Source organism: Symbiopectobacterium sp. RP (assembly GCF_050472005.1).
Classification (GTDB): Bacteria; Pseudomonadota; Gammaproteobacteria; order Enterobacterales; family Enterobacteriaceae; genus Symbiopectobacterium.
This window is the reverse complement of record NZ_JBGOGS010000001.1, coordinates 75,035-100,229: the sequence shown is the minus strand read 5'-3', so window position 1 is coordinate 100,229 and position 25,195 is coordinate 75,035. Positions and strand designations below refer to the sequence as shown.

Annotated in this window: 25 protein-coding genes and 6 pseudogenes; 21 read left to right on the top strand and 10 right to left on the bottom strand. The window is 52.2% G+C overall.

Features of this window, described 5'->3' with window-relative positions; genetic code table 11:
* The first annotated feature begins 7 nt into the window (after positions 1–7).
* Both ACD630_RS00730 and ACD630_RS00725 read left to right on the top strand, forming a co-directional pair.
* Positions 8–1,843, top strand: coding sequence for an SLC13 family permease (locus ACD630_RS00730; RefSeq protein WP_430359829.1), 1,836 nt, complete (start codon positions 8–10; stop codon positions 1,841–1,843).
* A gap of 104 nt (positions 1,844–1,947) precedes the next feature.
* Positions 1,948–2,109 (top strand): hypothetical protein, encoded by a 162-nt coding sequence (locus ACD630_RS00725; RefSeq protein WP_430357787.1) that lies wholly within the window; start codon positions 1,948–1,950, stop codon positions 2,107–2,109.
* 10 nt (positions 2,110–2,119) lie between these two features.
* Here the strand turns inward: ACD630_RS00725 and yfbR are convergent, their stop codons facing one another.
* From yfbR to ACD630_RS00710, 3 genes are all read right to left on the bottom strand, one after another.
* Positions 2,120–2,719: a 5'-deoxynucleotidase gene (yfbR, locus tag ACD630_RS00720; RefSeq protein WP_430359828.1), complete on the bottom strand. Its 600-nt coding sequence runs from the start codon at positions 2,717–2,719 to the stop codon at positions 2,120–2,122.
* Positions 2,720–2,831: 112 nt separating this feature from the next.
* Positions 2,832–4,046 carry a pyridoxal phosphate-dependent aminotransferase gene (locus tag ACD630_RS00715; RefSeq protein WP_430359827.1) on the bottom strand — a complete coding sequence of 405 codons (1,215 nt, stop codon included), beginning with the start codon at positions 4,044–4,046 and terminating at the stop codon, positions 2,832–2,834.
* A 624-nt stretch (positions 4,047–4,670) separates the two neighbouring features.
* On the bottom strand, positions 4,671–5,492 hold the full coding sequence (locus ACD630_RS00710; RefSeq protein ID WP_430357786.1) for an IS630 family transposase: 822 nt from the start codon (positions 5,490–5,492) through the stop codon (positions 4,671–4,673).
* Between the two features lie 28 nt (positions 5,493–5,520).
* Between ACD630_RS00710 and ACD630_RS00705 the strand changes: the two genes are divergently transcribed.
* The 14 genes from ACD630_RS00705 (at position 5,521) to nuoN (ending at position 21,596) form a co-directional block, all read left to right on the top strand.
* Entirely contained in the window at positions 5,521–5,784 is a 264-nt protein-coding gene (locus ACD630_RS00705) for a hypothetical protein (protein ID WP_430357785.1), read from the top strand.
* Positions 5,785–6,443: 659 nt separating this feature from the next.
* The gene (locus ACD630_RS00700; protein ID WP_430357784.1) at positions 6,444–6,887 is read left to right on the top strand and encodes an NADH-quinone oxidoreductase subunit A; all 444 of its coding nucleotides are present in this window, start codon (positions 6,444–6,446) and stop codon (positions 6,885–6,887) included.
* 17 nt (positions 6,888–6,904) lie between these two features.
* On the top strand, positions 6,905–7,579 hold the full coding sequence (locus tag ACD630_RS00695) for a NuoB/complex I 20 kDa subunit family protein (protein ID WP_222157560.1): 675 nt from the start codon (positions 6,905–6,907) through the stop codon (positions 7,577–7,579).
* 112 nt (positions 7,580–7,691) lie between these two features.
* A complete protein-coding gene (nuoC, locus tag ACD630_RS00690; protein WP_430357783.1) occupies positions 7,692–9,491 on the top strand; it encodes an NADH-quinone oxidoreductase subunit C/D in 1,800 nt (599 codons plus the stop codon).
* Positions 9,492–9,493: 2 nt separating this feature from the next.
* The gene (gene nuoE, locus ACD630_RS00685; protein ID WP_430357782.1) at positions 9,494–10,027 is read left to right on the top strand and encodes an NADH-quinone oxidoreductase subunit NuoE; all 534 of its coding nucleotides are present in this window, start codon (positions 9,494–9,496) and stop codon (positions 10,025–10,027) included.
* Complete coding sequence (gene nuoF / locus ACD630_RS00680) at positions 10,024–11,373, top strand: NADH-quinone oxidoreductase subunit NuoF (RefSeq protein ID WP_430357781.1); 1,350 nt, start codon at positions 10,024–10,026, stop codon at positions 11,371–11,373. Before nuoE ends, nuoF begins: the two co-directional genes overlap by 4 nt.
* A gap of 108 nt (positions 11,374–11,481) precedes the next feature.
* Positions 11,482–14,217: an NADH-quinone oxidoreductase subunit NuoG gene (gene nuoG / locus ACD630_RS00675; RefSeq protein ID WP_430359826.1), complete on the top strand. Its 2,736-nt coding sequence runs from the start codon at positions 11,482–11,484 to the stop codon at positions 14,215–14,217.
* Positions 14,214–15,191 (top strand): NADH-quinone oxidoreductase subunit NuoH, encoded by a 978-nt coding sequence (gene nuoH, locus ACD630_RS00670; protein WP_430357780.1) that lies wholly within the window; start codon positions 14,214–14,216, stop codon positions 15,189–15,191. The genes nuoG and nuoH overlap by 4 nt, the downstream gene beginning before the upstream one ends.
* Positions 15,192–15,204: 13 nt before the next feature.
* Entirely contained in the window at positions 15,205–15,747 is a 543-nt protein-coding gene (nuoI, locus tag ACD630_RS00665; RefSeq protein WP_222157554.1) for an NADH-quinone oxidoreductase subunit NuoI, read from the top strand.
* Between the two features lie 10 nt (positions 15,748–15,757).
* A complete protein-coding gene (gene nuoJ / locus ACD630_RS00660) occupies positions 15,758–16,306 on the top strand; it encodes an NADH-quinone oxidoreductase subunit J (protein ID WP_430357779.1) in 549 nt (182 codons plus the stop codon).
* Positions 16,303–16,605, top strand: coding sequence for an NADH-quinone oxidoreductase subunit NuoK (gene nuoK / locus ACD630_RS00655; RefSeq protein ID WP_195315030.1), 303 nt, complete (start codon positions 16,303–16,305; stop codon positions 16,603–16,605). The genes nuoJ and nuoK overlap by 4 nt, the downstream gene beginning before the upstream one ends.
* Complete coding sequence (nuoL, locus tag ACD630_RS00650) at positions 16,602–18,452, top strand: NADH-quinone oxidoreductase subunit L (protein WP_430357778.1); 1,851 nt, start codon at positions 16,602–16,604, stop codon at positions 18,450–18,452. The genes nuoK and nuoL overlap by 4 nt, the downstream gene beginning before the upstream one ends.
* Before the next feature lie 144 nt (positions 18,453–18,596).
* On the top strand, positions 18,597–20,132 hold the full coding sequence (gene nuoM / locus ACD630_RS00645) for an NADH-quinone oxidoreductase subunit M (RefSeq protein WP_430357777.1): 1,536 nt from the start codon (positions 18,597–18,599) through the stop codon (positions 20,130–20,132).
* Positions 20,133–20,138: 6 nt separating this feature from the next.
* Complete coding sequence (gene nuoN, locus ACD630_RS00640) at positions 20,139–21,596, top strand: NADH-quinone oxidoreductase subunit NuoN (protein WP_430357776.1); 1,458 nt, start codon at positions 20,139–20,141, stop codon at positions 21,594–21,596.
* Between the two features lie 12 nt (positions 21,597–21,608).
* On the opposite strand, the gene ACD630_RS00635 is transcribed toward nuoN, so the two are convergent.
* From ACD630_RS00635 to ACD630_RS00620, 4 genes and pseudogenes are all read right to left on the bottom strand, one after another.
* Entirely contained in the window at positions 21,609–21,740 is a 132-nt protein-coding gene (locus ACD630_RS00635; RefSeq protein WP_430357775.1) for a hypothetical protein, read from the bottom strand.
* 32 nt (positions 21,741–21,772) lie between these two features.
* A pseudogene (locus ACD630_RS00630) lies at positions 21,773–22,096 on the bottom strand (transposase); the annotation flags it as partial.
* Entirely contained in the window at positions 22,018–22,203 is a 186-nt protein-coding gene (locus ACD630_RS00625) for a hypothetical protein (protein WP_430359825.1), read from the bottom strand. The gene ACD630_RS00625 and the pseudogene ACD630_RS00630, both read right to left, overlap by 79 nt.
* 21 nt (positions 22,204–22,224) lie before the next feature.
* Positions 22,225–22,484, bottom strand: a pseudogene (locus ACD630_RS00620) (IS630 transposase-related protein); the annotation flags it as partial.
* A 35-nt stretch (positions 22,485–22,519) separates the two neighbouring features.
* Between ACD630_RS00620 and ACD630_RS00615 the strand changes: the two are divergent.
* The 3 genes and pseudogenes from ACD630_RS00615 to ACD630_RS00605 form a co-directional block, all read left to right on the top strand.
* Positions 22,520–22,921: pseudogene (locus ACD630_RS00615) on the top strand (transposase); the annotation flags it as partial.
* Between the two features lie 39 nt (positions 22,922–22,960).
* Positions 22,961–23,140: pseudogene (locus ACD630_RS00610) on the top strand (transposase); the annotation flags it as partial.
* A 32-nt stretch (positions 23,141–23,172) separates the two neighbouring features.
* The gene (locus ACD630_RS00605; protein ID WP_430360125.1) at positions 23,173–23,313 is read left to right on the top strand and encodes a hypothetical protein; all 141 of its coding nucleotides are present in this window, start codon (positions 23,173–23,175) and stop codon (positions 23,311–23,313) included.
* A 6-nt stretch (positions 23,314–23,319) separates the two neighbouring features.
* Here ACD630_RS00605 and ACD630_RS00600 read toward each other — a convergent pair.
* Both ACD630_RS00600 and ACD630_RS00595 read right to left on the bottom strand, forming a co-directional pair.
* Positions 23,320–23,397: pseudogene (locus ACD630_RS00600) on the bottom strand (DUF1187 family protein); the annotation flags it as partial.
* A gap of 18 nt (positions 23,398–23,415) precedes the next feature.
* Complete coding sequence (locus ACD630_RS00595; protein ID WP_430357774.1) at positions 23,416–23,802, bottom strand: hypothetical protein; 387 nt, start codon at positions 23,800–23,802, stop codon at positions 23,416–23,418.
* Positions 23,803–23,956: 154 nt separating this feature from the next.
* On the opposite strand from ACD630_RS00595, the gene ACD630_RS00590 reads away from it, so the two are divergent.
* Entirely contained in the window at positions 23,957–24,322 is a 366-nt protein-coding gene (locus ACD630_RS00590; protein WP_430357773.1) for an IS630 transposase-related protein, read from the top strand.
* Positions 24,246–24,779 (top strand): IS630 family transposase, encoded by a 534-nt coding sequence (locus ACD630_RS00585; protein WP_430359824.1) that lies wholly within the window; start codon positions 24,246–24,248, stop codon positions 24,777–24,779. Before ACD630_RS00590 ends, ACD630_RS00585 begins: the two co-directional genes overlap by 77 nt.
* Positions 24,780–24,801: 22 nt before the next feature.
* Here the strand turns inward: ACD630_RS00585 and ACD630_RS00580 are convergent.
* A pseudogene (locus ACD630_RS00580) lies at positions 24,802–25,098 on the bottom strand (KilA-N domain-containing protein); the annotation flags it as partial.
* Positions 25,099–25,195 lie beyond the last annotated feature (97 nt).

Here is a 25,195-nt window from a genome sequence, read left to right as displayed (position 1 = left end):
GGATCATTTGAACCGCGAACTGCTCTGGGTGTTATCCCTGCTGTTGATCGCTATCTTATTGTTTAGCAACAATAAGCTACGCATGGATGTTGTGGCGCTGCTGGTTATCATCGCCTTTGTGTTGAGCGGTACCTTAACGCTCTCGGACGCGCTAGTCGGCTTCAGCGACCCCAACGTGATCCTTATTGCCGTGCTGTTTGTTATTGGTGAAGGGCTGGTCAGGACCCGCGTGGCGTATCAGGTAGGGGAGTGGCTGATTCGCGTTGCGGGCAACAGTGAGATCAAGATGCTGGTGCTACTGATGCTGACCGTGGCGGCGCTGGGCGCATTTATGAGTTCCACCGGTGTGGTGGCGATCTTTATCCCTGTGGTGCTGAGCGTTTCGGGCAAAATGAAAACCCCACCGGGGCGGCTGATGATGCCGCTCAGTTTTGCTGGCCTGATCAGCGGGATGATGACGCTGGTGGCGACGCCGCCCAACATGGTGGTAAGCAGTGAGTTGATGCGTGACGGCAATCACGGTTTCGGCTTTTTCAGCGTCACCCCGATTGGTGTCGTGGTGTTGCTGCTGGGCATTGCTTACATGTTGGTGGCTCGATTCTGGCTGAGCGGTGTCGATCCGCTAGCGGCGAATAAAGAGGGCTGGAAGCGCAAGACCTTCCGCGACCTGATTCGCTATTACAAGCTGACGGGCAGGGCACGTCGTTTGGCGATACTACCGGGTTCACCTTTTATTGGCCACCGCCTAGATGATTTGCGTCTGCGCCAGCGCTACGGTGCCAACGTGGTGGGGATTGAGCGCTGGCGTAAGTTCCGTCGCGTGATGGTCAGCGTGGCGGGTAACACCGAACTGCGGTTCAACGATGTGTTGCTGATTGATATGTCAGCCTCTGAGGTCGATTTGCGTGAGTTTTGTACCTCGCAGCGCTTGGAACCGACGGTGCTGCGCGGTGAATACTTTTCTGAACAGGCTCGCGATGTGGGGATGGCGGAAGTGTCTCTGATCCCCGATTCTGAGCTCATTGGTAAGACGCTTTATGACGTAGGCTTCCGAAGCCGCTACGGGCTTTCTGTGGTGGGTATCCGCCGCAATGGTGAGGCGATGGATGGATTGCTGGCCGATGAACCGCTGCAGCTGGGCGATATCCTGCTGGTGCTTGGCGACTGGCGTATGATCCGCCAGCTGCAATCGCAAAAGCATGTGATGCTGGTGTTGAATCTCCCTGCTGAAGTGGATGACGTTGCGCCTGCGGTGAGCCAGGCTCCGCACGCGCTGTTCTGTCTGGCGCTGATGGTCGCCATGATGCTGACTGATGAAATCCCCAATGTGATTGCCGCGTTGATTGCCTGTTTGCTGATGGGAAAATTTCGCTGTATTGATATGGAAAGCGCTTTCCGTGCGATCCATTGGCCGAGCTTGATTTTGATCGTCGGGATGATGCCCTTTGCGCTGGCGCTCCAGCAGACAGGTGGTGTAACGCTGATTGTGAATGCCCTGATGGAAGTTGCGGGGGGGGCTGAGCCGCAGGTGATGCTGGTGTGCCTGTTTGTGCTGTGTGCGACGATCGGGCTCTTTATTTCTAACACCGCCACCGCCGTGTTGATGGCACCGATCGCCATTGCTGCGGCAAAACAGATGGGGGTTTCGCCGTATCCCTTCGTCATGATTGTAGCTATTGCCGCCTCCGCGGCATTCATGACACCGGTTTCTTCACCGGTGAATACGCTGGTGCTCGGTCCAGGTGGCTACCGCTTTGGTGATTTCGTGAAAGTGGGGGTGCCATTCACCGTGCTGGTGATGATTGTCAGTGTCATCATGGTGCCGTGGCTCTACGGTTTTTAAGTGTGCGTTGATGCACCTTATAAAGCCATTTTTCTGTGAATGCAGTGAAGGTTTCGTGTGCAACGGGCTAAGCGATTTTCTGCTACACGCGTAGCGCGCCAGACATGGGGCGGCTCAATCGCCCTCGCCCACCTCGGTGTGATTTTTTACGCGGATATAAAAACAAAACTATAGCCAACCGACTTAAAAATGATTACAGCCAATGCCCTGATATGTGGCAAAAAAATACAGCTAATTGTTATCAAAATAATGTCGCTTGGCTATAACTATTCCGACTTACAGGGTGGAACCCTGACTGATCTCATCCAGCGACAGGCTAAAACTCGGAATAAATATTTCCATGAAGTAGTCCATCTCCGGGCTTTGGCGTTGTTGCAGCGTCTTTTCCAGCCGAGTTTTGGCAAGGGCAAATTCGCTGTTACCGGCTGAAAGCTCTTCAAGGCATTTCAGGTAAGCGCACAGAGCATCCGCCTGTTTGACGATGGCGTGCTCTTCTTCACTACAGCAACTGTCATCAATCAGTTGGCGATAATCCTGCTGTAATTCGGGCGGCAACATGGCAATCAGGCTGCGCTGCGCCAGCTTTTCTATCTTTTTGTACTCATGGGCGATCTGCGCATTGAAATATTTTATAGGGGTTGGCATATCCCCGGTTAGCACTTCGCTGGCATCGTGGTACATCGCCAGCATCCCGATGCGTTCTGCGTTCAGGTTGCCATTGAATTTGCGGTTTTTGATCACTGCCAGTGCGTGAGCAACAAAGGTCACCTGAAGGCTATGCTCAGATACGTTTTCGGTGCGCACGTTGCGCATCAGCGGCCAGCGGCTAATCAGTTTCAAACGGGATAAATGGGCGAAAAAGTGACTCTGATTCATCATGTTCTCTCAGACGGCAGCACCATAATCAGATATTGTGGCCGCTCTCGGGAAGGATGTAAACGCCAGCGCGTCGTGAAAAATGACGCGCTGGAATGATGCAAACAGAGGCTTACTGATGGTAGTGCGACAGGAAACGGCCTAGCTTGTGGATGGCGGAATCCAGCTCATCTACACGCGGAAGCGTAACGATACGGACGTGGTCCGTATGCGGCCAGTTAAACGCAGTGCCTTGCACCAGCAGCACTTTTTCTTGCAGCAGTAAGTCCAGCACCAGTTTCTGGTCGTCATGGATATTGAAACGCTTGGCGTCGATACGCGGGAACATGTAAAGCGCTCCCTGTGGTTTGATGCAGGAGACGCCGGGGATCTGGTTGATCAGTTCCCAAGCGCGCAGACGCTGCTCATACAACCGTCCACCGGGGTGGATGAACTCACTAATGCTCTGATAACCGCCCAGCGCAGTTTGGATGGCGTGTTGCATAGGTACGTTGGCACACAGACGCATCGATGCCAGCATTTCCAAGCCTTCGATATAGCCTTTAGCATGTTTTTTCGGGCCGTTCAGCACCATCCAGCCTTGGCGGAAACCGGCTACCCGGTAGGTTTTAGATAAACCGTTAAAGGTCAGCGTCAGCAGATCCGGCGCCAGCGCGGCGATGGAGTGGTGTTGCGCCTCGTCGTACAGAATTTTGTCGTAGATCTCGTCAGCAAAAATAATCAGGCTATGCTGGCGTGCAATTTCCACGATTTCCATCAGCAACTCTTTGCTGTAAACGGCACCAGTAGGGTTGTTGGGATTGATGATCACGATGCCGCGCGTGCGTGGCGTGATCTTGCTGCGAATGTTGTCCAGGTCGGGGAACCATCCTGCTTCTTCATCACACAGATAGTGTACCGCATGCCCGCTGGATAACGAGACGGCGGCGGTCCACAGCGGATAATCCGGTGCAGGAACCAGCATCTCGTCGCCTGTGTTAAGCAACGCTTGCATGGATTGCACGATCAGTTCGGAGACGCCGTTGCCGATATACACATCTTCCAGCGTCATTTCACGCATTCCGCGCGCTTGATAATGCTGCACAATGGCCTTACGCGCGGAATAAAGTCCTTTGGAATCGCAGTAACCCTGCGCGGTAGGTAAATTGCGGATGACATCGACCAGTATTTCATCCGGTGCATCGAAACCAAACGGCGCAGGGTTGCCGATGTTCAGTTTGAGTACTTTATTTCCTTCCTCTTCCAGGCGCTTGGCTTCTTTTAGCACCGGGCCGCGAATGTCATAGCAAACATTATCCAGTTTTTTAGACTTCTCAATGGGAGACATCATAGATAGAGCGAACCTTTTTCAGGAAAAGCGTATTTCGCGATGAAATAGCATAACCTGCCTAATGTACTCCTGTGTTTACCCCTTTTGAAGAATGATCGTCGATTTTAGTGCAATGCCGCGGGCGGCTGCACTGTTATTGTGCATTGATATCCCCGCAGAATTCCGCTAATCCCTTTTAAAAAAAGGGAGATAAAGCATCCTGTGCGCCTTTCTTTTCGTCAGGCTATTTATTCGGAGCGTGAAAATATAATTTCCAGTATAAGGCGGAGCGGTTGTTTTTTTACCGAGCGGATAACGATCCTGACACTATTTGGTGGTGGGCGTTAGCGGCTGGATGAAAAGGCGATAATGGTAACGAAACGTGAGTATTTTTTTGCCCTAATCGAACGACTGCGATACTGTTTCAACATGTATTGTATACCAAGAGACTTAATTTTGATTACACCATAGGCTTTGTTGAATAAACATATTTTATGCTGCACCCCCGGTGAAACGACAGATCCTCGCAACGCAAAATCATGCAGTTAGGCCTCATAAGAAAACTGTAAACCTGAGGTGACAAACATTTTCTACCAAAACTGGCTTGGCAAAACAGCATGACTCACTATTATTCAACAAAGCCTACACCATATGGACTGAGAACAAAATCTCTGTATCGCAACCACTCTCTCTTTTTTTGCTTTTTGCTTGTGCCCATTTATGCTCAATGGGGTTAAGATCTGGCGAATATGTAGGCAAATACTCCACCATATACCCTGCATCGATGATGACTTGTTGAATATTATGTTTTTTGTGAAAAGTTGCATTGTCCATCACGATTACCCTGTTTTTAGGGAGTACTGGGATAAGGACTTGTGTGACCCAGGAATAGAAAACATCGCTGTTAATATTGATATCAAATAATCCGATAGCAAACAGCGTTGTGCCTAATAACGCGCCGATAACATTTGTTCTTCCCTTGGCTCCCCCGTTCTTCAGGCCAAAACACCGTTGACCTTTTGGGGAATAGCCGTGAGTCCGTGGGGTATCGTGTGGAAAATCACTTTCATCAATAAAAACAATAGTTTTGCCTTCTTTTTCATACTGTTGTATTTTTTGTTGAAATGCTTGCCGGGCGCTTTCGTCGGCTTTCGGATGACGTAGAGTTTTTTTATAGGTCAATCCCAGCTTTTTAAGAGCTTGCCAAATGGCCTTCTGACAAACGCCAAAACGCTCTGCACGTTCTTTTTGGTAAGCATCTGGATATGGTTCAACATCTTTTATCAACTCGGATTTATCGCTCTTTCGCTGACGCGTGGTCGATGCTTTTGACGCTATTTGATTAATCCAACGCGATACAGAGGCAGGGCCAATCCGAAATTGCTTCGCTGTTTCCCGGATACTCAACCCTTCTTCTTCCCGTGTAGTTATTACTTTACGTCTAAAATCAATTGAATAGCTCATTTAAATAATGTAATCAAAATTAAGTCGTTTGGCTATAACGGTGCGCACCGTTGAGATGATGAACCCGGAACTGAGGGTCTTGGGAACAGCAGACGGTTTACTGGTGCTTCCCGATACGCAATATTTTTTGTGCAAACGCCTGCAAGAAGGCAGCACTCTGGCCGATGCCATTTTCAATATGGTAGCGTCTGGTCACTACTATCGTGGTGCATTGCTTTCAGGTGCCTCAGCCAGCGACGATAACAGCACTAGCGAGGGGGATGCGGCGCTGAAAAATGCCCTGTTTATGTAATTCAGAACGTTGCACACGTTCATATGGGTATGGCGTAATAGCAGGACGCCGTCACGGCTATGCCCGTTTTTTTACTCCCTTCTGATTATCCCACTTCGTGATTATTCCCATTCTCTCGTGTTCCTCTTATCGTTATTCCTTGCGCTTTCTAAGGTTTTGTATTTTATGAAAAGCTGTTTCTTATTTTTCAAATGAATGTTGCAAACTTTCAACTGTTAACATTGGCGCTGACAATTGGGTTTTTTTACTAACTAAATTGACAAAAATGTGTGTTGGATCAAAAAATAACCCTATTAACGCTAAGGGGGACCGGGTTTTCCGCACGAAAATGGTATAGTGCTTGTGCATTATCACCTATCCTTTAGCTAGCAGGTTGTTAACAATTACACCCGCCAGAGCCAGACTGACTCGATTTAGCTGAAGTGTGAGAAGTGAGATGTTAACAAAACAGCGTGCATGTTAAGTTATGTGCCGTTGTTTTTAGTAAGGTTGAAAAAAGGTTACAAAATAAAGGACGCAACCGCTGCAAAAAGCGCTTAATGTAGATGTTTTCCGCACTGTTTGCAGGGGGATTATCCTTCCTTTTAATTAATCGATGTGACGCCTTAACTGCCAATAGAGCAGGTGTTCAACGTCACTTTTGATGAGTAAGCAAGAGTATGTCAACAACGACTGAAATCCTCGCCCATCACTGGGCATTTGCGCTATTCGTTATCATCGCCGTCGGCTTGTGCAGCGTCATGCTGCTGGGCGGGTTCTTGCTAGGTGGGAGAGCCAGGGCAAGGGCAAAGAACGTTCCCTATGAATCCGGGATTGACTCGGTTGGCTCTGCGCGCATGCGCCTGTCCGCCAAGTTCTATCTGGTTGCCATGTTTTTCGTTATTTTCGACGTTGAAGCCTTGTATCTCTATGCTTGGGCCGTTTCCATTCGGGAAAGCGGCTGGCTGGGCTTCATCGAAGCTGCCATTTTCATTTTGGTGTTGTTGGCGGGGTTGGTCTACTTGGTCCGTATCGGCGCGCTCGACTGGACGCCGACGCGTTCAAAACGGCAGGTTATCAAGTCTGACTTTCCGGTTAACACTACCAACACTCATCCGCAGTAACAGCGAGGCACTTTAAGATGGACTATACGCTCACCCGCATAGAGCCGGACGGTGAGAATGACCGTTATCCCCTGCAACGCCAGGAGATCGTTACCGATCCTCTGGAACAGCATGTTCACCGCAGTGTCTTCATGGGAAACTTGGAGCATGCCTTACACGACACGGTCAACTGGGGCCGCAAGAATTCACTGTGGCCTTATAACTTCGGTCTTTCCTGCTGCTATGTGGAAATGGTGACCTCGTTCACTGCCGTGCATGACGTGGCGCGCTTTGGCTCTGAAGTATTACGTGCTTCACCGCGTCAGGCTGACTTCATGGTGGTGGCTGGAACCTGTTTCACTAAAATGGCACCGGTGATCCAACGCTTGTACGAACAGATGCTGGAGCCGAAATGGGTCATTTCCATGGGGGCGTGCGCTAACTCCGGCGGCATGTACGACATCTACTCTGTGGTGCAGGGCGTCGATAAGTTCCTGCCGGTAGACGTCTATATCCCGGGTTGTCCGCCGCGTCCTGAAGCGTATATGCAAGCGCTGTTGCTGCTCAAAGAGTCTATTGGTCAAGAGCGCCGCCCTCTGTCATGGGTGGTGGGAGAGCAGGGCGTGTATCGCGCCAACATGCAATCCGAGCGCGAACGCAAACGTGAAGAACGTATTGCGGTGACGAACCTGCGTTCGCCCGACGAGATTTAATCTGTTAATGGCAAGCAGATTGGCTGCGTAATACTACTCTCACAGGGTAGCAAGATAATAAACGGCAGCAGCACCATTAACAGAATGGCAAAATTACCGTGGTGATATATTTATGACAGATTTAACGACGCACGACCTCGCGCAGCCGGCTTGGGCTACCCGCGATCACCGGGATGATCCCGTCGTTGGCGAGCTGTGTAACCGTTTTGGACCCGAAGCCTTTACCGTGCAGGCAACCCGTACTGGGATGCCGGTTGTATGGGTAAATCGTGAGCAATTACTGGACGTTGTCACGTTCCTGAAAAAACTCCCCAAACCCTATGTGATGCTTTTCGATCTGCACGGGGTGGACGAGCGCCTGCGCGCGCACCGTGAAGGCTTGCCTGCCGCAGACTACTCTGTCTTCTATCACTTCATCTCCATTGAACGTAATCGCGACATCATGATCAAGGTGCCATTGTCTGAAAATGACCTGCGCCTGCCGACCATGGTGAAACTGTTCCCTAACGCCAATTGGTATGAGCGTGAAGTATGGGACATGTTCGGTATTACGTTTGACGGGCACCCGCACTTGACGCGCATCATGATGCCGCAGACGTGGGAAGGTCACCCGCTGCGTAAAGACTACCCGGCGCGTGCCACCGAATTCGATCCCTTTGTGCTGACCAAGCAGAAAGAAGATTTGGAAATGGAATCTCTGACTTTCAAGCCCGAAGACTGGGGCATGAAGCGCGGGACGGAAAACGAAGATTTCATGTTCCTTAACCTCGGTCCGAACCACCCCTCATCACACGGGGCGTTCCGCATCATCCTGCAACTGGATGGTGAAGAGGTTGTCGATTGTATTCCTGATGTGGGCTATCACCACCGTGGTGCGGAGAAAATGGGCGAGCGCCAGTCTTGGCACAGCTATATCCCGTATACCGACCGTATCGAGTACCTAGGCGGCTGCGTCAATGAAATGCCCTATGTGTTAGCCGTAGAGAAACTGGCAGGGATCGTGGTGCCGGAACGTGTGAACGTTATCCGCGTCATGCTCTCAGAGCTGTTCAGAATAAACAGCCACCTGCTCTACATCAGTACCTTTATTCAAGACGTCGGTGCCATGACGCCGGTCTTTTTTGCCTTTACCGATCGCCAGAAAATTTATGATTTGGTGGAAGCCATCACCGGTTTCCGTATGCACCCGGCCTGGTTCCGCATCGGTGGAGTGGCACACGATCTGCCGCGCGGCTGGGAACGTCTGCTGCGTGAGTTTTTGGACTGGATGCCCAAGCGTCTGGATACCTACGTTACGGCTGCGCTGAAAAACACCATCCTCAAAGGACGTACTCAAGGCGTAGCGGCGTACAACGCTAAAGAAGCGCTGGAGTGGGGCGTCACTGGGGCGGGGTTGCGTGCTACCGGTATCGCGTTTGACGTGCGTAAATGGCGTCCGTATTCCGGCTATGAAAACTTTGACTTTGACGTACCGGTCGGCGACGGCATCAGTGACTGCTATGCCCGAGTGATGCTGAAAGTGGAAGAGCTGCGCCAGAGTCTGCGGATTCTGGAACACTGCCTGAACAATATGCCGGAAGGCCCGTTCAAAGCCGATCACCCGCTGACTACGCCGCCGCCGAAAGAGCGCACGTTGCAGCACATTGAAACGCTGATCAACCACTTCCTCCAAGTGTCCTGGGGCCCGGTGATGCCGGAAAACGAATCGTTCCAGATGATCGAAGCGACGAAAGGCATCAACAGCTATTACCTGACCAGCGACGGCGGCACCATGAGCTACCGCACCCGTATTCGCACCCCAAGCTACGCGCACTTGCAGCAGATCCCTTCCGTGATTCGCAGTTGTCTGGTATCTGACCTGATCGTGTACCTCGGGAGTATTGATTTCGTTATGTCAGATGTGGATCGCTAATTATGCATGATCAAGACACTCAACAACCTATTAACGCCGCAGCCGATGCCGCGCCGAACGAGTCTGTTTTTGTATTGAGCGACGCTGAGCGCGATGCCATCGAGCATGAAAAACATCACTACGAAGATGCGCGCGCGGCGTCCATCGAAGCGCTGAAAATTGTTCAGAAACATCGTGGCTGGGTGCCGGATGGCGCTATCCATGCCATTGCCGACATTTTGGGGATTCCGGCCAGCGATCTGGAAGGCGTGGCGACGTTTTACAGCCAGATTTTCCGTCAACCTGTTGGGCGTCACGTGATTCGCTATTGTGACAGCGTGGTGTGCTACATCAACGGTTTTCAGGGCGTGCAAGCGGCGCTGGAGCGAAAACTGAAGATCAAGCCTGGTCAAACCACCTTTGACGGTCGTTTTACCCTGTTGCCGACCTGCTGCTTGGGCAACTGTGACAAAGGCCCGTCGATGATGATCGACGAGGATACGCACAGCCATGTCAAGCCTGACGATATCGATTCGCTATTGGAGCCGTATCAATGAGTATGAACAGGATTTTGACGCCCGAACAGCATCCGCTGACCTGGCGTCTGCGTGATGACAAGCGGTCAGTATGGATTGACGAATACCGTGCAAAGAATGGGTATGCGGCGGCGCAGAAAGCGCTCAGCGGCATGGCACAGGATGAAGTGGTTAGCCTGGTAAAAGACGCTGGCCTGAAAGGGCGCGGCGGTGCAGGCTTCTCCACCGGTCTGAAATGGAGCCTGATGCCGAAAGACGAAAGCATGAACATTCGCTATCTGCTGTGTAACGCGGATGAGATGGAGCCGGGCACTTACAAAGACCGTTTGCTGATGGAACAATTGCCGCACTTGCTGGTGGAAGGCATGTTGATCAGCGCATTCGCCCTCAAAGCCTATCGCGGCTATATCTTTCTGCGTGGCGAATACGTAGAGGCTGCCGTTAACCTGCGTCGCGCTATCGAAGAAGCTAAACAGACGGGCCTGCTTGGTAAAAATATTCTTGGCAGCGGATTCGATTTCGAGCTGTTCGTGCACACCGGTGCCGGGCGCTATATCTGTGGTGAAGAAACCGCGCTGATTAACTCACTGGAAGGCCGCCGCGCGAATCCGCGCTCCAAACCACCGTTCCCGGCCTCTGCCGGTGCATGGGGCAAGCCGACCTGCGTAAACAACGTGGAAACCCTGTGTAACGTGCCTGCGATTATCGCGCACGGTGCCGAATGGTATCAGGGGCTGTCTGCTGGCAAGAGTAAGGATGCAGGCACCAAGCTGGTGGGATTCTCTGGCCGTGTGAAAAACCCAGGTTTGTGGGAACTGCCGTTTGGCACCTCAGCGCGTGAGATTTTGGAAGACTACGCGGGCGGCATGCGCGACGGGCTTAAATTCAAAGCCTGGCAGCCGGGTGGCGCGGGTACCGACTTCCTCACCGAAGCGCACCTTGACCTGCCGATGGATTTCGAACATATCGCCAAGGCAGGCAGCCGTCTCGGCACCGCGTTGGCCATGGCGGTAGATCACGAGATCAACATGGTGGGGCTGACGCGCAATCTGGAAGAGTTTTTTGCCCGTGAATCCTGTGGCTGGTGTACGCCGTGCCGCGATGGTTTACCGTGGAGTGTGAAGATCCTGCGTGCGCTGGAGCGAGGCGAAGGGCAACCCGGCGATATTGAAACGCTGGAGCAACTGTGCCGCTTCCTCGGGCCGGGCAACACCTTTTGCGCCCATGCGCCAGGTGCCGTTGAGCCGCTGCAAAGTGCTATCAAGTATTTCCGTGACGAATTTGAAGCGGGTATTGCGCCGCAATATCTGGGAAATACCAAAGCGATTGGCGGTATTCAGTCGAACCTGCTGAAAGAGCGTTGGTAATCAAGCAGACAATAACAGGAGACGAAGCACGTCTCCGCTGGCGGATAGCCTGCTCTTATTACAGAATTTTTGATTAGCGCCTGTGGCAACATGGGCCATTATGGAAGCATGCTGACTATGGCTACGATTCATGTAGACGGCAAAGAGTATGAGGTGAACGGCTCGGACAACCTGCTAGAGGCTTGTCTGACGCTGGGGCTGGATATTCCTTACTTTTGCTGGCATCCCGCGCTGGGTAGCGTCGGTTCCTGCCGCCTCTGCGCGGTGAAGCAGTACCAGAATGCGGAGGACACGCGTGGCCGTCTGCTCATGTCCTGCATGACCCCCGCAACCGATGGCGCGTTTATCGCCATTGACGATGAGGAAGCCAAACTGTTCCGTAAAACCATCGTCGAATTCCTGATGACCAACCACCCGCACGACTGCCCGGTCTGCGAAGAGGGTGGCAACTGTCATTTGCAGGATATGACGGTGATGACGGGACACAACTTCCGCCGTTATCGCTTTACCAAACGTACTCATCGCAATCAGGATCTGGGGCCGTTTATCTCTCATGAGATGAACCGCTGCATCGCCTGCTATCGCTGTGTGCGTTACTACAAGGATTACGCCGGTGGTACCGATCTGGGCGTGTATGGTGCCCATGACAACGTCTACTTTGGCCGTCCTGAAGATGGCGTACTGGAAAGCGAATTTTCCGGCAACTTGGTCGAAGTGTGTCCTACCGGGGTGTTCACCGATAAAACTCACTCTGCGCGCTATAACCGCAAATGGGATATGCAGTTTGCGCCCAGCGTCTGCCAGCAGTGCAGCCTCGGGTGTAACACCAGCCCGGGCGAACGTTACGGTGAGCTGCGTCGTATCGAAAACCGCTACAATGGTAGCGTGAACCACTATTTCCTGTGTGACCGTGGCCGTTTTGGTTATGGCTACGTCAACGCGAAAGATCGTCCGCGTCAGCCATTGCAGCGTCGTGGTGATGACTGGATTGCTCTGAACGCCGATCAGGCGCTGCAAGGGGCGGCGGATGTGCTGCGCCAGTCAAAACGCGTCATCGGCATTGGCTCTCCACGTGCCAGCGTAGAAAGCAACTTTGCGCTGCGCGAACTGGTGGGGGCGGAAAGCTTCTACACCGGTATTGCCCACGCTGAGCAGGCACGTTTACAGCTGATTCTCAACGTGTTGCGCGACAGCGGTGTACGCACCCCGATGCTGCGTGATATTGAAAGCTATGACGCCGTACTAGTGCTGGGTGAAGATTTGACCCAAACCGGTGCACGTATTGCGCTGGCGGTACGTCAGGCGGTGAAGGGGAAAGCGCGTGAGATGGCGGCTGCACAAAAAGTGGCAGACTGGCAGATTGCGGCCATTCTCAACATTGGCCAACACGCCAAGCATCCATTGTTTATGACATCGGTAGATAAAATGCGTCTGGATGATATCGCTGCCTGGAACTACCGTGCACCGGTAGAGGATCAGGCGCGCCTTGGCTTCGCCATCGCTCATGCGTTGGATGAAAATGCCCCGGCTGTCACCGATTTGGATGCTTCGCTGGCACCGAAAGTTGACGTTATCGTGCAGGCACTGGCTGGTGCGAAAAAACCGCTGATTATCTCCGGCACCCATTCTGGTAGCGAAGCGATTATCGAAGCGGCTGCCAACGTGGCGAAAGCGCTTAAACAACGCGGTTCTGATGTCGGAGTGACCTTTGTTGCCTCCGCTGCAAACAGTATTGGCCTGTCAATGATTGGCGGCGCTTCGCTGGACGATGCGCTGGCACAGTTGGAGAGCGGTGCTGCCGATAGCGTGGTGGTGCTGGAAAACGATCTCTATCGTCATGCCCCGCAGGCGCGTGTGGATGCGGCGCTGGCTAAAGCCACCAATCTGATCGTTCTGGATCATCAGCGCACCGCGATCATGGATAAAGCGTCGTTGATCCTCTCTGCCGCCAGCTTTGCTGAAAGTGACGGTACGCTGATCAATCAGGAAGGCCGCGCTCAGCGTTTCTTCCAGGTGTACGATCCGGCCTACTATGACAACAGCGTGGTAATGCTGGAAAGCTGGCGTTGGTTGCATTCGCTGGCAACCACCTATCAGAGTCGTAAGGTCGATTGGACACAACTGGATCACGTGATTGATGCCTGCGTGACGGCGTTGCCGCAGTTAGCAGGTATCAAAGACGCTGCACCAGACGCCAATTTCCGTATCAACGGGCAGAAACTGGCGCGTTCACCCAATCGCTCCAGTGGCCGTACCTCAATGCGCGCCAATATCAGCGTGCATGAACCGCGTCAGCCACAAGACAAAGACACGATTTTCACCTTCTCGATGGAAGGAAACAACAGCCCGACTGCCGCGCGCCAGCAGATTCCGTTTGCCTGGTTTCCCGGTTGGAATTCCCCGCAGGCATGGAACAAATTCCAAGATGAAGTGGGCGGTCATCTGCGCCACGGCGATCCGGGTGTGCGTTTGATCGAAGCGGGCGAAGGCCAACTGGGCTACTTCGACGCCATTCCGGCAGCGTTTAACGCACGGCCTGGACAGTGGCGTGTAGCACCTTACTACCATCTGTTCGGTAGTGAAGAGATGACACAGCGCTCTACAGTTATCCAACAACGTATGGATGAGGCTTACGTGATGGTCAGTCTCGCAGATGCGGCGCTGCTGGGCGTTAACGCAGGCGCGCTGCTTGAGCTGCGCTGTCAGGGGCAGACCCTGCGTCTGCCGCTGCGCCTGAGCGACGCTTTGCGTCAGGGACAGGTTGGATTGCCGTTAGGGTTCCCGGGTATTGCGCCATCGTTGGCAGGGGCAACCATTGAAAGTCTGCGGGAGGCTGCACAATGAGCTGGTTAACACCGGAGGTTATGGATACCTTGATCGCCGTCGGCAAAGCCGTGGTGATCCTGCTGGTGGTAGTCACCTGCGGCGCATTCATGAGTATGGGCGAACGTCGTCTTCTCGGGCTGTTCCAGGGGCGTTACGGGCCAAACCGTGTAGGCTGGGGCGGGTCGTTGCAGCTGGTCGCTGATATGATCAAGATGTTCTTCAAAGAGGACTGGGTGCCGCGCTTTACCGACCGCGTGATTTTCACTCTGGCACCGGTGATTGCCTTTACTTCGCTGTTGCTTTCGTTTGCCATTGTGCCGGTCACTCCGACCTGGGGCGTTGCCGATTTAAACATCGGCCTGCTGTTCTTTCTGATGATGGCGGGGCTGGCGGTGTATGCCGTGCTGTTCGCCGGTTGGGCGAGTGCTAACAAATACTCTCTGTTGGGGGCGGTGCGTGCATCAGCACAAACGCTGAGCTACGAAGTGTTTCTCGGCCTATCGCTGATGGGTGTGGTCGCACAGGCGGGCTCGTTCAACATGCGCGATATTGTTGAATCCCAAGCGCACTTATGGAACGTGATTCCGCAGTTCTTCGGTTTTGTGACGTTTGCTATCGCCGGTGTGGCGGTGTGTCACCGCCATCCTTTCGACCAACCGGAAGCGGAACAGGAACTGGCGGATGGTTACCACATTGAATATTCCGGTATGAAATTCGGTCTGTTCTTCGTGGGGGAATACATTGGCATCGTGACCGTATCGGCTCTGATAGTAACGCTGTTCTTCGGTGGCTGGCATGGGCCATTCTTACCGCCTTTCGTTTGGTTTGCGCTGAAAACCTGCTTCTTCATGATGATGTTCATCCTGATCCGTGCCTCGTTGCCGCGTCCGCGCTATGACCAGGTGATGACCTTCGGGTGGACCGTCTGTTTGCCGTTAACGCTGCTCAATCTGCTGGCGACGGCGGCCGTGATTTTGTACAACGCACACTAAATGGAACTGAACCATGAAGATAAAAGACATTGTGGTTGGTTTCGGTACCCAGGTACGCAGTATCTGTATGGTCGGGTCCAACGCCTTCAAAAAGCGTGAAACCAAAATGTATCCGGAAGAGCCGGTTAACCCACCCCCACGCTACCGTGGTCGTATTGTGCTGACGCGCGATCCGGATGGTGAGGAGCGCTGTGTTGCTTGTAACCTGTGCGCCGTGGCCTGTCCGGTCGGCTGTATCTCGTTACAGAAAGCGGAAATGAAGGATGGCCGTTGGTATCCCGAATTTTTCCGCATCAACTTCTCGCGTTGCATTTTTTGCGGGTTTTGCGAAGAAGCGTGCCCGACCACCGCGATTCAGCTGACGCCGGATTTTGAAATGGGCGAGTACAAGCGCCAGGATCTGGTGTACGAAAAACAAGATCTGTTGATCTCTGGGCCCGGTAAATATCCGGAATACAACTTCTACCGGATGGCGGGTATGGCTATTGATGGGAAAGAGAAGGGCGACGCCGAAAACGAAGCCAAACCCATTGATGTCAAAGGCCTGTTGCCCTAAGGAGCCGAGCATGGAATTCGCGTTTTATGCATCGGGGTTAATCGCCATTCTGGCGACCATACGTGTGATTACCCACACTAACCCCGTACATGCATTGTTGTATTTAATCGTCTCGCTGCTGGCTATCTCCGGCGTATTTTTCTCGCTGGGGGACTATTTCGCAGGTGCGGTGGAAATCATCGTTTATGCCGGTGCCATCATGGTGCTGTTCGTGTTTGTGGTGATGATGCTCAACCTTGGCAACAGCGTAACCGAGCAGGAAAGCGCCTGGCTGAAGCCGGGCGTGTGGATTGGTCCTGGTCTGCTTTCGCTGCTGCTGCTGATTGTGGTGGTCAGGGCGATTTTCAGCCTGAGCGGCGCGGAAATTTCCGGTGCGGTAATCGACGCCAAAGCCGTGGGGATCATGCTGTTTGGGCCGTATGTGCTGGCGGTTGAACTGGCCTCCATGCTGCTGCTGGCCGGGCTGGTGGTTGCGTTCCACGTAGGCCGTGAAGACAAAATGCTCGATAAGCAGCCGAAAGAAGATGCAGAGAAGAAACTGGCGGAGGAGCGCGCATGATCCCGTTACAACATGGGCTAGCCCTAGCTGCCATTTTATTTCTGCTCGGGCTGACTGGTCTGATTATTCGGCGTAACCTATTGTTTATGCTGATCAGTCTGGAAGTGATGATCAATGCCGCCGCGCTGGCGTTTGTGGTTGCCGGCAGCTATTGGGGGCACGCGGATGGGCAGGTGATGTATGTTCTGGCGATCACGCTGGCAGCAGCGGAAGCAAGTATCGGTCTGGCGCTCTTGCTCCAGATGTATCGCCGTCGTCATACCCTGAATATCGATACTGTCAGTGAGATGCGCGGATGAACTTACTCTACTTAACAATATTATTCCCGCTGCTCGGCTTTTTGCTGTTGGCATTTTCACGCGGTCGTTGGTCGGAAAACACTGCCGCGACCGTGGGCGTGGGTTCTATCGGGTTGGCCGCATTGACCACCTGCTGGGTCGCGATTGATTTCTTTGCGCAGCACCATGAAGGCGGCGTGACCTTTTTCAATCAACATCTGTGGACCTGGATGGCAGTAGGCAACTTTGATATTGCCTTCCGTCTGGCGCTGGATGGCCTGTCTCTTACCATGCTGTCGGTAGTGACGGGCGTAGGCTTCTTTATCCATCTGTTCGCCTCCTGGTACATGCGCGGTGAAGAGGGGTACTCTCGCTTCTTCGCCTACACCAACCTGTTTATTGCCAGCATGGTGATTCTGGTGTTGGTGGACAACCTGCTGCTGATGTATCTCGGCTGGGAAGGGGTAGGGCTGTGCAGTTATCTGCTGATCGGTTTCTACTACACCAATCCGAAGAACGGTGCAGCGGCGATGAAAGCCTTCGTCGTGACGCGCGTCGGTGACGTGTTCCTGGCGTTAGCGCTGTTCATCCTGTTCAAAGAGCTGGGTACGCTCAATTTCCGCGAACTGATGGTGTTGGCACCGCAGAAACTGGCAGAAGGGTCTCCGGCGATTACCTGGGCAACGCTGATGTTGCTGGGGGGCGCTGTGGGTAAATCTGCCCAGCTGCCGCTGCAAACTTGGCTGGCGGATGCGATGGCTGCCCCGACTCCCGTCTCTGCGTTGATTCATGCTGCGACCATGGTGACGGCAGGGGTTTACCTGATTGCACGTACGCACGGCTTGTTCCTGATGGCGCCAGATGTGCTGCATCTGGTGGGCGTTGTCGGTGCCGTAACACTGGTGCTGGCGGGATTTGCCGCACTGGTACAAAGCGACATCAAACGCGTGTTGGCCTACTCCACCATGAGCCAGATCGGTTACATGTTCTTGGCGTTGGGCGTGCAGGCGTGGGACGCGGCGATTTTCCACCTGATGACGCATGCCTTCTTTAAAGCATTGCTGTTCCTGGCCTCCGGCTCGGTGATTCTCGCCTGCCATCACGAACAAAACATCTTCAAGATGGGCGGGCTGCGTAAAACGATTCCGCTGGTGTATGTCAGCTTCCTGATTGGCGGCTCGGCGTTGGCAGCGCTGCCGTTGGTTACCGCAGGCTTCTTCAGTAAAGATGAAATTCTGGCGGGCGCCTGGGCTAACGGTCATATGGCTCTGATGATGGCGGGGTTGGCCGGGGCGTTTATGACGTCGCTTTATACCTTCCGCATGATTTTCATCGTGTTCCATGGTGAAGCGAAGACCAAAGCGCACGCAGGCAAAGGACTGTCTCACCACATTCCTTTGCTGGTGCTGATGGTGCTCTCCACTTTCGTTGGTGCACTGATTGTGCCGCCGTTGCACGGCGTGCTGCCACAGACCACGGAACTCGGCCATGACCGTACCTTGACGTTGGAAATCGCGTCTGGCGTGGTAGCGATTGCCGGTATTCTGCTGACTGCCTTGCTGTGGTTGGGTAAACGTCAGTTCGTGACCAGCGTAGCGCAGAGTGCACCGGGTCGCTTCTTCTCCACCTGGTGGTTCCACGCCTGGGGATTTGACTGGCTGTATGACAAAATCTTCGTACAACCGTATCTGGCGATTGCCAAACTGCTACAGCGCGACCCGTTGAACGCGATGATGGGCTTGCCTGCCGTAGTGGTGCGTTGTGGCAACAAGGGGTTGGCCGTCAGTCAGAATGGTCAACTACGCTGGTATGTTGCGTCAATGGGTGTAGGGGCGGTTGTGGTGCTGGCATTGTTACAGTTTATCTGATGGCCTGTTATCTGATGAAACAGTGCCGTGAGATAAACGCGATGAAAGACACGCAGTAATGATGCGCAGGGGTGGGAGGCCAAGAGTAATGGCTTCCGCCACAGCAAGTTTTCAGATTTCTTAAAATTAGGGACGCAAAACGCCATGCTACTATCTTGGCTAATACTTCTCCCCTTTATCGGCGGCCTGCTGTGCTGGCAGCTCGAGCGTTTTGGCACCCGCGTGCCGCGCTGGATCGCACTGATATCGATGGGGTTAACGCTGGTGCTGTCGCTGCTGCTTTGGTCGCAGGGAGGGTACTCTTTAACGGAGCAGGCTGATGTGCCGCTCTGGCAGTCTGAATACAACGTGTCGTGGATCCCTCGCTTCGGTATCGGTATCCACTTGGCGCTGGATGGGTTGTCGCTGCTGATGGTCGTGTTGACCGGCCTTCTGGGGGGGTTGGCAATCCTCTGTTCGTGGAATGAAATTCAGCGTTATCAGGGGTTCTTCCACCTGAACCTGCTGTGGATCATGGGCGGTATGATTGGCGTGTTCCTGGCAATTGATATGTTCCTGTTCTTCTTCTTCTGGGAGATGATGCTGGTGCCGATGTATTTCCTCATCGCACTGTGGGGACACAAAGGTTCCGACGGGAAAACGCGTATTACCGCGGCCACCAAGTTCTTCATCTACACCCAGGCCAGCGGTGTGATCATGCTGATTGCCATTCTGGCGCTGGTGTTTGTGCATCACGATGCCACCGGGGTGTGGACCTTTAACTACACTGATTTGTTGAAAACCCCGATGTCGCGCGGAGTGGAATACATGCTGATGCTGGGCTTCTTTATCGCCTTTGCCGTGAAAATGCCTGTGGTGCCGCTGCACGGCTGGTTGCCGGATGCGCACAGTCAGGCTCCAACGGCGGGTTCTGTTGACCTAGCGGGTATCTTGCTGAAAACTGCGGCCTACGGCCTTCTGCGTTTCAGCCTGCCGCTGTTCCCCAATGCATCCCATGAATTTGCTCCCATCGCGATGTGGCTGGGCGTTATCGGTATCTTCTACGGTGCCTGGATGGCGTTTATGCAGACCGATATCAAACGCCTGATTGCCTACACTTCGGTGTCACATATGGGCTTTGTAATGATCGCCATCTACTCCGGTAGCCACTTGGCGTATCAGGGGGCGGTCATTCAAATGATTGCGCACGGGCTTTCTGCGGCCGGTCTGTTTATTCTTTGCGGCCAGCTTTACGAACGCTTGCATACGCGCGATCTGCGCCAGATGGGCGGCCTGTGGGCGCGCATTCGTTTCTTGCCCGCGTTGTCGCTGTTTTTTGCGGTGGCGACCTTGGGTATGCCTGGCACCGGCAACTTCGTCGGTGAGTTTATGATTCTGTTCGGTAGCTACCCTGTGGTGCCGGTGATCACCGTAATTTCGACGTTTGGTTTGGTGTTCAACTCCGTCTACTCGCTGGTGATGATGCAACGCGCGTACTACGGCACGCCAAAATCCGAGGAAAAACTGCAGGGGCTGTCCACCCGTGAATTGTCGATGGTGATGTTGCTGGTGGTATTGCTGGTGCTGCTCGGGTTGTTCCCGCAGACCATCCTGAATACATCTGATGCGGCAATGGCTAATATCCAGCATTGGGTTATGTCATCAGTGACTGATTCAACACTTTCAACGACAAGGCCGTAATTCGCCATGACAATAACTCTTCAACACTTGGTCGCGCTTCTGCCGCTGTTAATCGTCGGTTTGACCGTCGTGGTTGTGATGCTGTGCATTGCGTGGCGACGCAACCATTTCTTCAATGCAACTGTCACGGTGATCGGCCTTAACATCGCGTTGTTCTCGCTGATTCTGGTGGGTAACGCCGGTCAGATGGACGTGACGCCGTTGCTGCGGGTAGATGGTTTCTCGATGTTCTACACCGCGTTAGTGCTGCTTGCCAGCCTGGCAACCTGCACGTTCGCTTCCCCGTGGCTGGAAGGCTATCCGGATAACCGCGACGAATTTTATCTGCTGGTGGCAATTGCTGCCTTGGGTGGGGTTCTGCTCGCAAGTGCTAACCATTTGGCGTCGCTGTTCATCGGCATTGAACTTATTTCACTGCCGCTATTCGGTCTGGTGAGCTATGCGTTTCGTCAGCGTCGCTCGCTGGAAGCGGGCATCAAATACATGCTGCTATCTGCTGCCGCCTCGTCCTTCCTGCTATTTGGGATGGCGCTGGTGTATGCCGATTCTGGCAACCTGAGCTTTGCCAGCTTGGGTGCGCGTATGGCGGATCGTACGCTGCATGAGCCGCTGCTGCTGGCCGGCCTCGGTATGATGATTGTCGGTTTGGGGTTCAAACTCTCGTTAGTGCCGTTCCACCTCTGGACGCCGGACGTGTATCAAGGTGCCCCGGCGCCAGTGTCGACTTTCCTGGCGACCGCCAGCAAGATCGCCATTTTTGGTGCAGTCATGCGTCTTTTCCTTTATGCACCGATAGTTGACAGTGACTCGGTTAGAACCGCACTGGGTGTGATCGCGTTTGCCTCCATCCTGTTTGGTAACCTGATGGCGGTTGCGCAAAGCAATATTAAACGTCTGCTCGGTTACTCTTCCATTGCTCACCTCGGTTACCTGCTGGTGGCGCTGATTGCCATGCAAACTCACCAGTTGGCATTGGAAACCGTGGGTGTCTATCTGGCGGGTTACCTGTTCAGCAGCTTGGGCGCCTTCGGGGTTGTCAGTCTGATGTCCAGCCCGTACCGTGAACCGGACGCGGATTCCCTGTTCTCTTATCGCGGGCTGTTCTGGCATAAACCGATTCTGTCTGCGGTCATGACAGTGATGATGCTCTCTCTGGCAGGTATCCCGATGACGCTGGGCTTCTTCGGCAAATTCTATGTGCTGGCCGTGGGTGTTGATGCCAAGCTGTGGTGGCTGACGGGTGCGGTGGTGGTGGGGAGTGCTATAGGTCTCTACTACTATCTGCGTGTCATGGTTAGTCTGTATCTGACCGCACCGCAAGAACGTCAGCGTGATACGCCCAATAATTGGGCGTTGACCGCCGGTGGCGTGGTGGTGCTGATTTCCGCCATCGCGGTACTGCTGCTGGGTCTGTATCCACAACCGCTGATTTCACTGGTGCAGATGGCGCAGCCGCTGATGTAATGCACTAACGCATCAGGGTGTCATGTTGGTCTGATTTTTACCCTTATAGTCAAGCGACTTAATTTTGATTACACCATATGGACTGAGAACAAAATCTCTGTATCGCAACCACTCTCTCTTTTTTTGCTTTTTGCTTGTGCCCATTTATGCTCAATGGGGTTAAGATCTGGCGAATATGTAGGCAAATACTTCAGCATATGCCCTGCATCGATGATGACTTGTTGAATATTATGTTTTTTGTGAAAAGTTGCATTGTCCATCACGATTACCCTGTTTTTAGGGGGTACTGGGATAAGGACTTGTGTGACCCAGGAATAGAAAACATCGCTGTTAATATTGATATCAAATAATCCGATAGCAAACAGCGTTGTGCCTAATAAAGCGCCGATAACATTTGTTCTTTCCTTGGCTCCCCCGTTCTTCAGGCCAAAACACCGTTGACCTTTTGGGGAATAGCCGTGAGTTCGTGGGGTATCGTGTGGAAAACCACTTTCATCAATAAAAACAATAGGTTTACCTTTTTTTCATACTGTTGTATTTTTTGTTGAAATGCTTGCCGGGCGCTTTCGTCGGCTTTCGGATGGCGTAGCGTTTTTTTATAGGTCAATCCCAGCTTTTTAAGAGCTTGCCAAATGGCCTTCTGACAAACGCCAAAACGCTCTGCACGTTCTTTTTGGTAAGCATCTGGTATGGTTCAACATCTTTTATCAACTCGGATTTATCGCTCTTTCGCTGACGCGTGGTCGATGCTTTTGACGCTATTTGATTAATCCAACGCGATACAGAGGCAGGGCCAATCCGAAATTGCTTCGCTGTTTCTCGGATACTCAACCCTTCTTCTTCCCGTGTAGATATCACTTTACCTCTAAAATCAATTGAATAGCTCATTTAAATAATGTAATCAAAATTAAGTCGTTTAGCTATATAAGGCGGTAACACGCGCCCTCAAAGCAGTGTATCAGGCTCCAACCGAAGAGGCCGCGCTTCAGGCGCTGGAGACGTTCGGTGGGACATGGGATCACCGCTATCCGCAGATAAGCCGGAGCTGGCAGTCAAACTGGGCCAAACTGTCGACATTCTTCTCGTACCCGCAGGAACTTCGCAAGGTAATCTACACGACGAACGTTATAGAATCACTGAACAGCGTGCTCCGGCATGTAATCAAGAAACGCAAGGTGTTCCCGACTGATGACTCGGTGAAGAAGGTCGTATGGCTGGCAATCCAGGCGGCATCACAGAAATGAACGATGCCCTTACAGGACTGGCGTATGGCAATGAGTCGCTTTATTATCGAGTTCGGTGACCGCCTTGACGGTCACTTCTGAGGAAAGGCATTTACACAAAATCTTAAACAGGCTCTTGCTATCGGATTATTTGATATCAATATTAACAGCGATGCTTTCTATTCCTGGGTCACACAAGTCCTTATCCCAGTACTCCCTAAAAACAGGGTAATCGTGATGGACAATGCAACTTTTCACAAAAAACATAATATTCAACAAGTCATCATCGATGCAGGGTATATGGTGGAGTATTTGCCTACATATTCGCCAGATCTTAACCCCATTGAGCATAAATGGGCACAAGCAAAAAGCAAAAAAAGAGAGAGTGGTTGCGATACAGAGATTTTGTTCTCAGTCCATATGGTGTAATCAAAATTAAGTCGCTTGGCTATACCTGCCTCCTTAGGCTTAAAGAGCAGTTTTTCGCATTCTGACATGGTGAGTTTCACCTTAGAGAACCGTACCCACTGAACATCCAGTCCTCCGGGCTTTTTGATCGTTGCCGTTATTTTGTACATAAGTCTCTCTGAGGTTGTTTATGCCGCTACACCGTTCATCATGACGCCTAAGAGACGTGGAAACAGGCTGTCGTAGAAGTGTGGCTGTGTCTGGCGCGGGTTATTCGGGTCGGTCAGGTTCTTTCCGAACTGCAAGCCTTTCTCTGTTAGCGACCAGAACAGTTTCTCTTTGTCGGGATGCTTGCTGCTGGGACGTGACTTGCGCTCAGCGAGTCCGAGCAATTGCAGGCGCTTGAAACCAGACTGTGCGGTGTAGGGCTTGCCGTGCAGCATTAGCAATTCAGTCAAGGAATGCGTGACTTCACTTGACACGGTTACGCTGCCCTCCGGGACATCTACGGCGTAGGCAGGCAGAATATCTGGCATGCCGAGGGAAGATTGCAGCTTTTTCATTGCTCCCAGCATTGCGGAAGGCGCTATGCGCAGCTCTTGCTTGTAGAAAGCGAGCAAGGCCAATCCCGCTTGGACTTTTTCTACCAGTACGCCATTGCTGGACTTTACAGAATCACGGAATTGCTCATATATAGCTAAACAACTTAATTTTGATTACATTATTTAAATGAGCTATTCAATTGATTTTAGAGGTAAAGTGATATCTACACGGGAAGAAGAAGGGTTGAGTATCCGAGAAACAGCGAAGCAATTTCGGATTGGCCCTGCCTCTGTATTGCGTTGGATTAATCAAATAGCGTCAAAAGCATCGACCACGCGTCAGCGAAAGAGCGATAAATCCGAGTTGATAAAAGATGTTGAACCATATCCAGATGCTCACCAAAAAGAACGTGCAGAGCGTTTTGGCGTTTGTCAGAAGGCCATTTGGCAAGCTCTTAAAAAGCTGGGATTGACCTATAAAAAAAACTCTACGCCATCCGAAAGCCGACGAAAGCGCCCGGCAAGCATTTCAACAAAAAATACAACAGTATGAAAAAGAAGGTAAGCCTATTGTTTTTATTGATGAAAGTGGTTTTCCACACGATACCCCACGGATTCACGGCTATTCCCCAAAAGGTCAACGGTGTTTTGGGCTGAAGAACGGGGGAGCCAAGGGAAGAACAAATGTTATCGGCGCTTTATTAGGCACAACGCTGTTTGCTATCGGATTATTTGATATCAATATTAACAGCGATGTTTTCTATTCCTGGGTCACACAAGTCCTTATCCCAGTACTCCCTAAAAACAGGGTAATCGTGATGGACAATGCAACTTTTCACAAAAAACATAATATTCAACAAGTCATCATCGATGCAGGGTACATGCTGGAGTATTTGTCTACATATTCGCCAGATCTTAACCCCATTGAGCATAAATGGGCACAAGCAAAAAGCAAAAAAAGAGAGAGTGGTTGCGATACAGAGATTTTGTTCTCAGTCCATATGGTGTAATCAAAATTAAGTCGCTTGGCTATACCTGAACCTCAAATTCAGGTTCTATCCATGCCGCATAGCGGATGGCCACTAATTCATCTGCCCATGTTCCTGACTCAAGACCACCTTTAATGACATTAACCGAAGCTCTTTTTTGAGCATTGCTCAAAGATTGAACAAATGCCGCGATCCCTTCAGTACGTAAAAAATTTGAAGGTCGTTGCGATTCTGTCGCTTTACCTTGTGCAACGGCTGCGCGATGTAAATCATTCAGGCAGTAACGCCCGAAAGCATCCTGAAGGACGACGGTATTTTCAATGACAACTAAGTTAGACATAACGATTTCTCCATAGTTAAACGGATGTGGTTATCAGAGGGCTAACGGGTAAAATTTTGCAGATTGGCGGTCAGATCGCTTACACTTGTCTTAACAC